Source organism: Hymenobacter sp. BT188, from assembly GCF_014333585.1.
Lineage (GTDB): Bacteria > Bacteroidota > Bacteroidia > Cytophagales > Hymenobacteraceae > Hymenobacter.
In genome coordinates this window covers 1-12,966 of record NZ_JACSCW010000011.1, presented here as the reverse complement: position 1 = coordinate 12,966, position 12,966 = coordinate 1, and the positions used below count along the sequence as shown (strand labels likewise).

Below are 12,966 nucleotides of genomic sequence, written 5' to 3'. Positions count from 1 at the left end.
CATTACCGCCTGGGTCAGTCTAGCTATGGTTCGCAATAACCATGTTTCTTGGTAACCTACAACGAGCCAGAGTGCCAGTAGAGAGGTCAGTAGTACCCACCTGCAGGAGAGGTTTAAGGCTGCTTGGCTTTCAAACAACGTGCGTGCCATGGGGCGCAAATAGAGCGTAACGCTTGACCCATACCATCCACAACCCGAAAATGCAGGCATAGACAACCAGGGAGAAGGCATATTTGTGATTAAACTGGACCATCTCATGGCTCCCGTATAGCACGTTCAGGGCCAAGCCCGCGACCCGCAGCACATTTAAAGCGTAAATAATCAATATGCCGCAGCCCGTGTAGGCAAGCTTCTTGCCTACACGGGCTGCGCCCGGAAAAGCGAGAATGAAGCCGGCAAACAACGCCATCAACACCATACCGTTACAGGCTGGCATCATGTAAACCAGCACCTGTTGGCCGTGTAACAATTGGCCATGCTGCGAGTAAATTTCGTGCCCTAGACCGCGTAGTAGCAGGGAGCTAGTTTCCACGGTGCGAAGCGAAAGCCATGTATCCACACCGCTGAGCCAGAGGTCATAGAGGATAAACCAACCCAGGCAGAGGCACAAGGCGGTAAGCAGAAAGCGCCGAATTTGTGTAGGTTCTTGCATGGACATGCTCAAGCAGATAACTAGGCCAAAAACCGCACGGATTTAGGTCTTGAATAAAGATTAGCGAAACAAGCGGGCAAAGCAAGTTGCCCCTTATACGCCCGCCCGCCGGGTATCCCTGATTTTTTTTAACCCGTAAGCGGCTCCGGCAGCCAGCAAGAGGCTGGCCCCGCCATCTAAGGGAACGCCGGTTCCTCCCGCGTTGCCGTTGGGCTTGTCGTTGCCCTGGTTGCCATTGTTAGGGTTGCTACCCTCAGCATTGCCATTCCTGCCACTGTTCCCGTTGTTGCCATTATTGGGATTGCCTTGGGCCAGGCTGGTGGCCGAGCAAGGAAGGAGCAAACACAAACTCAGAGTAAAAAGAAGGCCTCGATGTTGCATAACTCGATGTTGCATAACTTGTTGCGTAGAAGCTAAGAGGAAAATTTAGTAGGTGTGGAGTACTTGAATAGCAGCTATAGTGTCGCTACTGATGTTATTGTTATTTAGTAAGCTATGCTTTATAGCCTATAAGTACTGGTTAATAATGGAGGAGTTGAACCTTGCTCAATCTCGTCTTTAGTATAATTTATAAGAAATATAGTGATATTATTTCAAGAAATCAAATATATTATATAATTTAGTGCAAATAAAAATAAGTATTATATACTTTCACATTTTAATTGAAAATTCATATCTTATTGGAAATATTAAATTCTTTGTGACTTTCAAAAGGGATAGACATAATCCCCAAGTACATCGCTGGTGGAGTTGTAATAGCGTATATGCTTATCGGCGTGTTGCCCATCCGGGTTGGGGGATGTTGTAGGGTATCTTGTACACGGAATTAATCAAGGTGCACGGCAAGTCTTAGCCACCTTCTACGAGAAGTAATTGCCTAAATCGCGCATCTCTATTGTTAGATCTGAGACCTTGGCACGTAGTTATTCAGCTCTGCACCTTGGCTCAGTGGCGCCCTAATAGCCGTAGGCGAAGGCCCTGCCACAGTCGGTGTAAGCGCTTCGGCACAACACTGGTGGCAAAATAAAAGAGGGTTGGCTGGTACGGTAGCAGGGCCTTCGCGAGATAGGGCAGTACCCTGTCTGCCTGCGCGGGCGTAGTAGCTAGGTAGCGGTGCAACCACAACAAAAAATGGTGCCTGTGCTGTGCATACGATCCGCTGCTCATTGAGGACTGGACCAAAGAGTCCTGGCGCTGGCGATACCGGTTATGGCAGCCCGCCGAAATAAAGATTTCCTCGTGTAAGTAGAACTTGATCAGAAAGGCTTGGTCTTCGTACATTCCGGTAAAGGAATCCTCGAACCCCCCGTGTTTTTCAATGACTGCCTTCCGCGCCAATATACCACACACGCAGGGAGCGGCTCCCGGTCCTAAAGGATATAAATCGATTAACAACTGGGGAGGGGAGAATACCTGATTCTGGCGGCTGCCCACCGGCACAATCTCGTTTTGATGGCTTTTGTCAGTCCAATCGTACCAGTACTCACTGGCTTCGCATATCAAGGCGACGTGGTGCTCCTGTATCAGGTGCAACTGGGCCGCGAGCATGCCAGGCAGCCACACGTCATCGGCGTCTAAAAAGGCGATGAACTCCCCCCGACTATGGGCAAGACCTAGGTTGCGACTCGCGCTTAGGCCCCGATTAACGTGATGCGGATGCTCAAAATATCGAATATGGTCAGCATGTCGCTCGGCGTAGTCTCTAGCAATTGTAGTACTATTATCAGTGGAGCCATCGTCAATCAAGATCAGCTCCCACAAGCGACAGGTTTGCTGCAGCACACTCTCTATTGCTTCCGCCAAGTAAGGCTCAGTGTTAAGAAAACACATGATAACAGAAACTTTGGGTGAGGAAGGTATGCTTTTCATAAGAGGATTAATAATAAGCAAACCAGCGTCTTAATTGCCGGCGCAAAGCGGCGCCAGTCCAGTTGTTTACTTGGCAGCGCCCCAACCTATAGGGGTCAGCCGCCTGCGTCACGGCCTGCGCTTGGGTTGTGAAAGCAGCGCTAAATCCGGCACTGCCTACCAAAGGAAGCGTATCATCATTATAATTCCCGTACGGGTAAGCCAATAGATGAACCGGCTTGTGCAGGGCCTGCTCAAGCATGGTCTTGCTCGTCTGCAGTTCTTCGTGCTGTCGCGCCAAGCTATGGCAGGCTAAGGCTGGATGAGTTACGGTATGCGCCCCGACCGTAAAGAGCGGGTTGGAGCTAAGGTCAGTTAGTTGCGCACGCGACATTGGGGGACACGTCAGTCCGGCGTACTCGGGGACTCCGGCCCAGGTTTTGATATTGATTATTGCTGCCTGCTGCTGGGGATAAGGTAAGGGTTTTAACGACTGCCACAGTTGGTAGTAGAGCGCCGCACGCCGGGTTGGTGGTGGGTCCAGTAACGCCTTCCACCGGCCGTGCTGGGCTAGCAACTTCTCGCTTAAGACTTGCTCCCCCCGCAAGTCAAAGGCCAGGGTGCGGCCGTCGCCCAACATCAAGGAAAAAAAGGAGGGTAGTTGCGGCGAAAGCAACAGAATGTGTTCCAGCTCATCCCACCAGAATCCCTGACCTTGCCCTAAAGTATTGGCCACGACAAAAAAAGTGGCGGGTAGGTGAACCCGCTCCAGCAGGGGCCTAGCCGCCGTAAAGTTATCTTCGTAGCCATCGTCGAAAGTGATCGCGACGCTGTGGCCTTCCAAGGTTCGAGTTTGTACTCTAGCCAGCAGCTCGGCTGTGGACAGGACCTTGGCAGAGCTTCGCAGCACCTGCAGGTGCTCAGCGAAGCGCGCCGGGGTGACGGCCAAATCCCAGACATCAACGGGTGGGGCTGCGATGCGGTGATACATCAACACTAGCGCCTTGGGTGAGCGCCAGTCAGGAAGCTGGCGTACTAGTCTCTTAAGCACCGGAGAGGGACTTAACAGCTTTCACTGTGTTGATCACCTGAAACTGGGGATCGTAAAAATCCAACTTTTCCCGGGTCAATTCCGACCTTCCCACCCCGTACAAGAAAGCGGCCGCCACGTGGACGTTGCCAAAGGATTGTACCTGCACCTGATTCTGCCCAAAGACGTCCGTTACAATACGGCTAAGGGCTTTATCCGTAAAGGACCAGTACCACGTTTCTCTCCACTCCCCCGGGTCAATGGGCGTGATCCCAGGAACCGTGAGCAATAACACTCCCCCAGGCTTGAGAATACGGTGACAGGTTTGCAGGGCACTCTTAAAATCATAGATTAAATGCAGCGTCTGCGTTAGAATCAGGCAGTCGAAGGTGTTATCAGGCAAGTGCGGGGCATGGCTTAGATCTCCCACGAAGGTCGCGTGGGGATTATTCGCATCCACGTGTAAAATATCACTGGTCGTAACTTTCTCCCCCCCAAAGTGGACGGTATAGCTGTTATCCCCGATTTCTAGCACGCGGTTTTGGATACTTGGACTTTGCACCCACAGAAAGTTTTCCACGTAGTACCGATCGATGGCCCCCCCCCGCGTAAAGCCGAAGTTGGCACACAGGGGGGTCAGGCGGTCAAGGTCGCCAAAGGCTACTTGGCCTACAGGCGGCACGAAGTGGTTGATAAGTCCTACTTTATGCAGCCCCCAAAGAACTGTTCGAGGGAGATGTCGCTTGAGCGAAGTGGTGTAGCGGTGGAGGGAGCCAAACACGTAAAAGCGAAAGAAAAGAAGCGGAGAGTACGCAAGTAAACTGAGCAGCGCTTCCCTGCTAACAGTCCCTTTACGAGTTAGAAGCACATCGCAAAGTAGCGTATAATAATATTGTTTCCAGTGCCTTATACCCTGGCTCATAGCTTTTCGCTGCGCAGGAGTGCGCAAACATGGTTTTTGCATTTCTAGCGCGCGCAGGGCACTGCGCAGCATAGCAGGAATGTCTGCCGAAAGGGAGTTGGCGTGAATGCGGTAGCCCGCAATCAGCTCCTGGTGCTGCACAATAGCATAGTTGCGGGTTATGCGCAAGTAGAGTTCGTAGTCTTCGCAGCGCCGGAAGGAAGCATTAAAGGGAAACTCCTCGAGCGCCCACCGGCGGAACGTAATGGCGGCAATCATACCTAAATAATTGCCCCGGGCGAGCAAGGTTAAATAGGGTTCGGGCTGAATAGCAGGAGTTTGTCCTTTTCTTTGGTTTTCCCCGGGATATACGAGCTCGTAGGCCCCCGCGACGAAGGCCGCCACCGGGTTTTGCTCGAGATAGCGAACATTCAGCGTCAGAGCCTGGGGGTAGAGCCAGTCATCAGCATCTAAAAACATCAGATAGCTTCCCTGACTCCGGTGCAGCCCAGTATTGCGGGCAGCGGCTAACCCCTGATTGGGTTGGTGAAAGTACCGCACCGATGGATAGCGTGCCGCGACTACCGCGGTAGTATCGCTTGAGCCGTCGTCGATAACCAGGACTTCTACCAAGGGGTAAGTTTGCTGGAGAACACTTTCAATGGCCGTAGCTAAAAAACATCCTTGGTTAAAGCAGGGAATAATTACGGATACTAAGCCAGTCGTCGCCATCAATCAATTCATATAAGGTGCGCTAGCTGCTAAGGCTCTGGTAGTGCCCTATGCCGGCCTCTGCTGGCTTGAGTTCAAAGGGGAAATTAGGGCGAACCACTCCCACCCATTTGCCATAGTAGTTATAATCACCCCGATAATCCGCTACATCGAAGGACAAGCATTCCTCGTAGCGGAATAAATCAACCGATGTATTGCGGGTTATAACAAAAGATATATAATAGGAACCGTCATTGAGGAAATTACCCGGAATGGTACACTCCGCCTGTATGAGCCCCGGGCGGCAAAGGCGATCCGAAGTTGGGCGGTCAAACACCAATTCCCCTCCGTACGTGTACAAGTGCAAGCCCATACTCAAAGAAGTTTCGCCCGCTAGGAGGTTCCAGAACTGAAACTTTACGGTCAGGGGGGTGCGGACATCAAGGGGTGAGTCGGGAGTTAGCAGGTGGGGGACCAGTTCCACTGACTGTAGCCGCACATTTTCATTACCAGGGGCGTGCTCAGGGTCCGTCCAGGACTGCTTTAATTGCACGCGTTGTGCACTCGTCAGGTAATCATTTACCACACTGGCGGCCGATCCAGTAGCTTTAACTTTTCCTTGGTGCAGCCACAGGCCTTTATCGCAGAGGTTGTTGATGGCCTGCATGCTGTGACTGACAAAGAGAATCGTGCGGCCTTCACTCTGGGCCACATCCCGCATTTTGCCCAAGCACTTCTTTTGAAACTCGGCGTCCCCCACCGCCAGTACTTCGTCAACTATGAGAATGTCAGGCTCAAGGTGGGCCGCCACGGCGAAGGCCAGGCGCACGTACATGCCGGAGGAATAGCGCTTGACGGGCGTGTCTAAGAATTTCTCTACCCCGGAAAAAGCCGCAATCTCGTCGAATTTTGCCCGAATCTCGGCCTTGCTCATGCCTAGGATGTAGCCGCTCAGATAGATGTTTTCCCGACCCGAGAGCTCGGGGTGAAAGCCAGTGCCCACTTCCAGTAAGCTGTTCACTTTGCCTTTCCCGCGAATCCGCCCCATAGAAGGGCGAATGATGCGAGAAATGATTTTAAGCAAGGTGGATTTGCCCGCCCCGTTATTGCCGATAATACCCCAGACCTCGCCCTGCTTCACCTCAAAGTTTATATTTTGCAGGGCCCACAACGCCTGGCCTGGCTCAGGTGACGCCTGGGTGCCGGGGAGCTGAAAAAAGGGGTCCTCTTGTTTGCGCACGGTGGTGGTCCACCAACGCTGCAGGTCATGCAGCAGATAACCCGTGCCGATGGTGCCTAAGCGGTAGACCTTAGAAAGCTCTTCAACTTGAATAACCACCTTGCCCATGCTCCCTTATAAAATATCAATTAATTTATCACCCTGCTTATTGAAGATAAGCAGGGCAACCAGCAGCAGAACCATAGTAAAAGCAAAACTATAGCCCAGGGTCAGCAGGCTAACGACGCCATGGCCAAGTAGCGCCCGCCGAAACAACTCAAACAGCGGCGTCAGCGGATTCAACTGCACCATCCAGCGCCACTTCTCGGCCACGTAGCTCACGGGATAAATAACGGGAGTCAAGAACATAAGCAGCCGCACACCCATGCCCACTAAGTAAGTCATATCCCGATATTTTGCGGTCAGTACTGAAAAGAGTAAGCCGAGGGAGAGGCTAATCGTGCTCACTAAAAGGATGGCTACGGGAACCAGCAGCAGCCACTGCCCATTAGGTACTGGCAAGGATTGAAACAGAAAGTAGTAAGCCAGCATTAGGACCAGCAGGCCGAACTGAATGCCAAAGTGGAACAGGTAGCCACTTAGGCGCGCCAGGGGAATTATGAGTCGGGGAAAATAGACCTTGCTAAAGAGCTGGGCATTGTCGCGGAAGGTCGACGAGATGCTGGTAAATGTGTCATTGAAGAGATTCCAGAGCACAATGCCGGCTAGATAAAAAAGTACGGGCGGGGTATCCCCTGTAGAGATGCCCACCACCTTACCGAAGACCACCACATAAGTAATCAGAGTTAGTAGGGGCTGCAACAGCACCCATAGAGGTCCGAGGATGGTCTGCTGGTAAATAAGTAGAAAATCCCGGCGCACTAACCCCACGGCTAAGTGGCGGTAGGTCCACAGGTCCGTTAAACTGGTGCCCCACCAACCAGTTTGCGGACGAATCTCCCAGTCCCACCTATCTTCTTGAGGAATAGGCATATCTTATTGAAGAAGTTATATATTGAACGAAGGGAGAAAAGCGGAAGAAAGTAATCTCAGGGTTAAGTCAGCGCATGAGCCAAGCGAAAAGTATCGCCGCGAATGCCTTCAGACTATCTCGCCGCTTTATACACACAAATAAAGATTTAAAATAAAACTTTAACAGGTCACCATATACAGCCGGATGCCGGCTTAATGCCAGTGCTTGCTTGATGTGCAGATGGGCCAGGCGCCAACTGCGAGACTCTTTTAGTAAGTGATGGGCCGAGCCAATGCTCATCCGGGCGTAGTACTTCTTGGACTTGGCAAGCACTTGGTGACGATGTGATACCGGTACGTGCTGCTGAATACGCTTCATTACTTGTAGTAGATCCGGAACAATTAGGGCAGCTTGTGCCTTTTCCTCGCTTATCGAATTTGGGTGTCCTCGGTATTCGGCTAAAACCTCCGGCAGATAGGCGACGGGATAATGGGCAGCGATGCGTACCCACATCTCCCAGTCCTCCCCGTAGTTGGTGCCGTAAAAACTGCCTAGCTTTTCGTAGACTTCGCGGCGTACTACGCTCGATACGTACTGTAGGCGTTGATACTCGGCAATACGCAAAAGCCAATTGGGTAAAATGCCCGCCGCCGGAGCTACTAATGGGGGCAAAAATTGTTGATAGCCCTGCTCGTCAATATAAGCACAGTGGCTGAATGCGGCCCCCGCTTCCGGGTGCTGCTGAAAAAGCTGGGCTATTTTTTCATAGAATCCGGGTTTAACACGGTCATTGCCGTGTAAAAGGTGAATTAAATGGCCTCGCGAGCGATTGATACAAGTTTCAAAGTTACGGATGCTCCCAACGTTTATTGGTTGTCGAAAGTATTGTACGCGACCAGCTCCTATGTTAGCGACAAGGGCGCCCACGTCCTCATCGGTACTCGCGTCATCAATTACTTCAATCTGCATTAAGTCTGGCCCTGGGGCCTGCGCCAGAACACCCGCCAGTGTTTCCTTTAAGTATTCCGAACAATTGTAGGTCGGAATCATCACGGACCATAAGGGACGCTTCTCGCCTCCCGCTACTGGCGGGATAATGGGAGGGGAGGTAGGTATACGAATAAATTCTGGCGCGCCTGTTTTTGGCATATTCTACAATAATTTCTCTGAGCATAATGATGTAGGCCTGTTTAATTTTGAGCCTATTTAAGCGAATACCAGCTTCTGTATATTGCTAAACTATATACCTATATTCTACCAATCCTTTTGAATTAAAATTATGAGAATAGTTTAGTTGATTATTACATTCATGCAGTCCTGTATTAATACAAAAGTCTAATTATTTCTTTGAGAAGTTATTATCAAAGATAACTTATACATCTTTAATGCATACCAAATAGCTAGTTTGATTTAAGTTGAAACCCTGTGTTCGTGAACAAGATAGTATTAAATATTGAGGGCTACTTTGACTGAGGTGGTCTAGGGATGCCGGACAGAAGCAGGACGTATCTTCCTTGTATCATGACAGCCAAAAAGAATGGAGCGTCGCCCAATAAACGGCGCAAGTACGATGCAGCTTTCAAAGCTGAGGCCCTGCGCTTAGCCGACGAAAGCCGCTCCACCCAAGCCGCTGCCCGTCCGTTGGGCATCAATCCCAAACTGCTCTATCGCTGGCAGCAGGAGCAACTCGTGGCCGAAGTAGGCAGCCTGGAAGTGGCCCGTGACCCGGAGGTACGGGCTCTGCGCGCGGCCAATAAGCGGGGGACGCAGGAGCTCGACATGTTAAAAAAAGCCGTGGTCATCTTTGGCCAGCCGACCCCGTGAGTATATACCAGTATACAGCCCAACGCCAGGGGCGTGTGTCAGTTCGGCAACTCTGTTACGCATTGCAGGTAACCACCAGTGCCTACTATGCTTGGCGTGCCAAGACACGTCGGCTGACGCCTATGCCGGCATGGCAAGTGGCCGTACGTCAGCTCTTTGTCCAGCATGTCCGGCGCTACGGCACCCGTCGACTACGGGCCGAGTTGGCCGCGCAGGGGCACACGGGAATCGGTCGCCGACGCATCCAACGGGTCTTGGTGGGGCCCACGGCTTGCGGGCGCAGCAGTCCCGTTCGTTTGTTCCCCGCACCACCCACTCTGACCCGACGGTGCGCGCCGCGCCCAACCGGCTGCTGGGGCAACCATCTCCCACGGCCCCCAACCAGGTGTGGGTAGGCGACATCACGTATCTGCCCAAACAGGGGGCGGCTGGCTTTATTTAGCCACGTGGCTGGACCGCTACTCACGTAAGGTCGTGGGGTGGGATGTGCGGGAGACCATGCCCGAAGACTTGGTGAGCGAAGCCCTACGGCGGGCCTTGGTGGTGCGGCGGCCAATGGCCGGGCTCGTGGTACATTCAGACCAAGGGAGTCAATACGCGGCGACTCGCTTTAAGTGCTTGGTGGCCTGCCACGGGGCGGTGCAGAGTATGAGCCGACGCGGTAACTGCTACGACAACGCGCACGCCGAATCATTTTGGAGTCGTCTGAAAACCGAATTGCTCGACGGCGGCAGCTTCCCTGGCTTGGTCGAAGCCCGCCTCGAAATTAGCCATTACATCGCCTACTACGACGCCGAACGGCGGCATTCTGCCCTCGGCTACTTGGCCCCTAATCACTTCGAATCACAACTAAAAACAACGTCCCAATTGTGTCCGGCGTAGCTAGACCACCTCACCTGCTGCCTTGGTTACTCCTGGACCTGAGGGTAGAAATACTTAGTGCGGAGGGGGGTACCCGCTCACGCTATGATAGGTACCCTCACCGACTTTTTCTGGGGTCGTAAGAAAGGGGACCCCAAACAGCAGTGCCTGTAACAGGCACGACTTAATTAGGGATCCAGGTGTGTTGGCCAAAGCCTGCGCGCCGATCATAAAATGCGCGAAAATGGCTGGCGCAACCCGCCCGCCATAGATGCATTCGAGCAGGGGGGCTTGGTCATTCGGGTGGGCACCGCAAAGCCCAGGTAGAGCGCACCAGTTATTCGGGTCAGCAAGGGAACCATGCCCGTGGCGGGAGCCGTTAGGACCGCTACAACTCGCTGCGGGGTAACTGCCGAGCCAGGCCAGCAGCCATCTCCTGGGCTCTGTCCGCCAGTAGAACTCTAGTAATTATTGGTAGCAGCTAACGACCAAACGGCCCCAAGGTAGCCCGCAGAGGGGGCGCTCTTTCGTTGCCTACGCTGCTCACACCGGGCAAGGAGCAACCTTGAATGGTAATGGAGCGCCTATATCGGTTTAAACCCTGCGGTGAGCTACCCCCGATCCTATAAGCCCAGCTCCTGGGCGGCATTGTGCTGGCGGACGTTGTCGAGGCGGGTGTAGCGGCGGATCATGTCGGTGGTCTTGTGCTTGGTCTGGTTCATGATCTTGCTGTCGTCCACCCCGTTGAGTTTGGCAATGGTCACGAACGAGGCTCGCAGGGAGTGGGCGGTGTAGGGGGCCCCCAGGCGCAGCTGCACAATCTCATTCAGGCTAAAGGTACTCAGCCGCCGCCGGCTCAGGCGCTGGCCCTTGTGAAAGGAGACGAACAAGGGCCCGTCGGTGCGCCCGTACTGCGCAAGGTACGTGACCCAGTCCTGCACGGCCCGCACGGGGCAGGTGCGCCGGTCGGGGGAAAAGAAAATGGCTTTCTCCTCGGCTTCGCCCCGTTGATTCGTCTTGCTGGCGGGCAGGTCCACGATGAGCCCGTCGGCATCGAAGTGCAGGTGCGCCAAGTCCACCTTGGCTAGCTCGTCACGGCGGAAGGCCCCCGAAAGGCCCAGCAGCAGCAAGGCGCGGTCGCGCACCCCGTCCGGGCGCTCCACGCTAATCGACTGGACCACCCGCTTGAAGTAGGCCAGGGGAAAGGCCGGGGCCTGGTGCTGGCGTACGCCTTTCTCCCGGCTGATGCCCTCGAGTAGATCCTTGAACTGGCGGTCATCCGTGGGGGTCGGCCGCTTGGCGAGCTGATGGGCTTTGCTGATGGCGGCGCAGTGGCGCTGGATGGTGGCCACCTTCTTGCCCGCCTCGGCCAAGGACGTGACAAAGGCGGCCAGCGTGGTGACCTCTGCGGGCAGTGGGGCGCGGCCGTGGTCCTGGCACCAAAGAGTGAAGCGGCGCCAGTCGCCGGCGTAGGCACGCTGGGTGTTCACCGCGCCCTGCTGGCCGGTCGTGACGTAGCGGGCGGCCGAGGCGGCGTACTCCTCGATGCTGCGCGCGGCCCCGAGCGCCATGTGAGTTACCTCTGGTAAGTGATTTAGTTCGGATGAGTCGTCGGTAGACATGGGCATAAAAAAACGAAGGGCTACTCCTTATTATATAGGTGTTCCCGCTGGGCTGCGGATCAACAATCGATAAGAGAATGAATATAGCGCCGGGGTGCTAGCCGATGCGGGCAGCAAGGTAATGAAAATTACCCTCGATAAGTAAAGATTATCGAGGGTAATTATTGAAAAAGATAATACTATTTGAAATAATACTACTTGTGAATTTTATCCTGCGCTTGACAAAAAAAATGCAAGTAGTGAGGTGCTCACTGGGTATCCATCCGTTTCGTCCTCGATCGAGGATCTGCAGCTCACCTCGGAGCTATACCCGACTGCTTTTTATTGCAAACAGGAGAAGTGGCCTGCCATGCTCGGCACACCCCAGCAACAGCTTTGTGGGTAGCGGCAACTTCGAGTTAGCGAATCCTGCCGGGGTTGACAGAAGTGCAGTTCGGGGCTTGGCTCCTGTAAGCAGCGCGCAGTGCACTTGATTATTACAGGAAGTCCTACCTATCCCTGGTCACTTCTTAAAGAGTCGTATTTCCCCGGACAGCAAAACCTTCCTGTTTCTTCTTCCCCATCTGACGCTGGCCGGTGTGGACATCACCCTGGTCGCCCTGGCCAGGCTGACTGGTGGCCCGGGAGTTATAGCGGTCGTCCTGGGATAGGGACCGGTGCAGCTCCACCTCGCTCGTAAAGTGGCCTTTGGCGTTGCGGCGCACGTAGCGCTGGTCGCCGGGCGTGGGTTCGAGGAGCTCGCGCTTGGAAGTCGTTGGCAGGACGGAGGACGATGAAGTTTGAAGAGGGGACGCGCGAGGGCGCAAGGGGGTACCAGTACCTCCCTGGGTTGCCGAGGTAGCGCCTTGCGCACACGAGACGGAAAGTGCGGCCCGCTACTCACCCATGCCTACGACCCCAGTGCCCGTTTCCTCCTTCGCTCGCCTTGCCTAAGCAAGCAACTCCGAATGTTCCCGGCTCCTGGCTATCGGTACGATAACAGGAGCTGAGCAGCCCTTATCGGGAGTAGCCGATAGGTTCTTCAAGTTGACATTTACGGAACCTATCGCGGGTGAGCCCCGCCGGAAGAATGGGGTTGCCTAGCGCGGCTGCTCGTTACCGGGTAACCCGTTGCTGGGTTGGTTGCTGCTGACCTACCTAGGGATCCGGGCTGGTCGGGCATCGGCTGCTACCTGGAAAGGGTACAACTCCGCCTGGGTGATTTAGGGCCTTCCCACCCTTGCTGGCAACCAACTAATCTGCGCTTTAGCTGCGCGAAATGCCCAGTTCCAGGCCGCGCAATTCGGCTAAGCCGCGCAGGCGGCCGATGGCCGAGTAGCCCGGGT

Annotated in this window: 13 protein-coding genes and 1 pseudogene; 3 read left to right on the top strand and 11 right to left on the bottom strand. The window is 53.9% G+C overall.

The window, feature by feature from the left end:
- Positions 1–130: 130 nt before the first annotated feature.
- From H8B13_RS20120 to H8B13_RS20085, 8 genes are all read right to left on the bottom strand, one after another.
- Complete coding sequence (locus H8B13_RS20120; protein ID WP_410054442.1) at positions 131–670, bottom strand: archaeosortase/exosortase family protein; 540 nt, start codon at positions 668–670, stop codon at positions 131–133.
- Between the two features lie 75 nt (positions 671–745).
- The gene (locus H8B13_RS20115; protein ID WP_187312635.1) at positions 746–994 is read right to left on the bottom strand and encodes a PID-CTERM protein-sorting domain-containing protein; all 249 of its coding nucleotides are present in this window, start codon (positions 992–994) and stop codon (positions 746–748) included.
- 603 nt (positions 995–1,597) lie between these two features.
- The gene (locus H8B13_RS20110; protein ID WP_187312613.1) at positions 1,598–2,521 is read right to left on the bottom strand and encodes a glycosyltransferase family 2 protein; all 924 of its coding nucleotides are present in this window, start codon (positions 2,519–2,521) and stop codon (positions 1,598–1,600) included.
- Between the two features lie 7 nt (positions 2,522–2,528).
- Positions 2,529–3,551 (bottom strand): polysaccharide deacetylase family protein, encoded by a 1,023-nt coding sequence (locus H8B13_RS20105; protein WP_187312612.1) that lies wholly within the window; start codon positions 3,549–3,551, stop codon positions 2,529–2,531.
- On the bottom strand, positions 3,544–5,163 hold the full coding sequence (locus tag H8B13_RS20100; protein WP_261990490.1) for a glycosyltransferase: 1,620 nt from the start codon (positions 5,161–5,163) through the stop codon (positions 3,544–3,546). The genes H8B13_RS20105 and H8B13_RS20100 overlap by 8 nt, the downstream gene beginning before the upstream one ends.
- Positions 5,164–5,185: 22 nt before the next feature.
- A complete protein-coding gene (locus H8B13_RS20095) occupies positions 5,186–6,490 on the bottom strand; it encodes an ABC transporter ATP-binding protein (RefSeq protein ID WP_187312610.1) in 1,305 nt (434 codons plus the stop codon).
- A gap of 6 nt (positions 6,491–6,496) precedes the next feature.
- Positions 6,497–7,354 carry an ABC transporter permease gene (locus H8B13_RS20090; RefSeq protein WP_187312609.1) on the bottom strand — a complete coding sequence of 286 codons (858 nt, stop codon included), beginning with the start codon at positions 7,352–7,354 and terminating at the stop codon, positions 6,497–6,499.
- Between the two features lie 67 nt (positions 7,355–7,421).
- Entirely contained in the window at positions 7,422–8,384 is a 963-nt protein-coding gene (locus H8B13_RS20085; protein ID WP_261990489.1) for a glycosyltransferase family 2 protein, read from the bottom strand.
- Positions 8,385–8,855: 471 nt separating this feature from the next.
- Here H8B13_RS20085 and H8B13_RS20080 point away from each other — a divergent pair, with 471 nt between their 5' ends.
- The 3 genes from H8B13_RS20080 to H8B13_RS20070 all read left to right on the top strand — a co-directional run bounded on the left by H8B13_RS20080 (position 8,856) and on the right by H8B13_RS20070 (position 10,040).
- The gene (locus H8B13_RS20080) at positions 8,856–9,158 is read left to right on the top strand and encodes a transposase (RefSeq protein WP_187312607.1); all 303 of its coding nucleotides are present in this window, start codon (positions 8,856–8,858) and stop codon (positions 9,156–9,158) included.
- A 122-nt stretch (positions 9,159–9,280) separates the two neighbouring features.
- Positions 9,281–9,553 (top strand): IS3 family transposase, encoded by a 273-nt coding sequence (locus H8B13_RS20075; protein ID WP_410054441.1) that lies wholly within the window; start codon positions 9,281–9,283, stop codon positions 9,551–9,553.
- Positions 9,546–10,040, top strand: coding sequence for an IS3 family transposase (locus tag H8B13_RS20070; RefSeq protein WP_187312605.1), 495 nt, complete (start codon positions 9,546–9,548; stop codon positions 10,038–10,040). Before H8B13_RS20075 ends, H8B13_RS20070 begins: the two co-directional genes overlap by 8 nt.
- A gap of 602 nt (positions 10,041–10,642) precedes the next feature.
- On the opposite strand, the gene H8B13_RS21650 is transcribed toward H8B13_RS20070, so the two are convergent.
- The 3 genes and pseudogenes from H8B13_RS21650 to H8B13_RS20060 form a co-directional block, all read right to left on the bottom strand.
- Positions 10,643–11,200 (bottom strand): tyrosine-type recombinase/integrase, encoded by a 558-nt coding sequence (locus tag H8B13_RS21650; RefSeq protein WP_315985175.1) that lies wholly within the window; start codon positions 11,198–11,200, stop codon positions 10,643–10,645.
- Positions 11,201–11,371: 171 nt separating this feature from the next.
- Positions 11,372–11,590 (bottom strand): annotated as a pseudogene (locus H8B13_RS21645) (hypothetical protein); the annotation flags it as partial.
- A 560-nt stretch (positions 11,591–12,150) separates the two neighbouring features.
- Entirely contained in the window at positions 12,151–12,447 is a 297-nt protein-coding gene (locus H8B13_RS20060) for a hypothetical protein (RefSeq protein WP_261990487.1), read from the bottom strand.
- Between the last annotated feature and the right edge of the window lie 519 nt (positions 12,448–12,966).

Coding starts and splice junctions, on each gene's coding strand:
- H8B13_RS20085 (WP_261990489.1), bottom strand. CDS start 8,384: ATGATTCCGACCTACAATTGTTCGGAATACTTAAAGGAAACACTGGCG.
- H8B13_RS20090 (WP_187312609.1), bottom strand. CDS start 7,354: ATGCCTATTCCTCAAGAAGATAGGTGGGACTGGGAGATTCGTCCGCAA.
- H8B13_RS20080 (WP_187312607.1), top strand. CDS start 8,856: ATGACAGCCAAAAAGAATGGAGCGTCGCCCAATAAACGGCGCAAGTAC.
- H8B13_RS20110 (WP_187312613.1), bottom strand. CDS start 2,521: ATGAAAAGCATACCTTCCTCACCCAAAGTTTCTGTTATCATGTGTTTT.
- H8B13_RS20095 (WP_187312610.1), bottom strand. CDS start 6,490: ATGGGCAAGGTGGTTATTCAAGTTGAAGAGCTTTCTAAGGTCTACCGC.
- H8B13_RS20075 (WP_410054441.1), top strand. CDS start 9,281: ATGCCGGCATGGCAAGTGGCCGTACGTCAGCTCTTTGTCCAGCATGTC.
- H8B13_RS20100 (WP_261990490.1), bottom strand. CDS start 5,163: ATGGCGACGACTGGCTTAGTATCCGTAATTATTCCCTGCTTTAACCAA.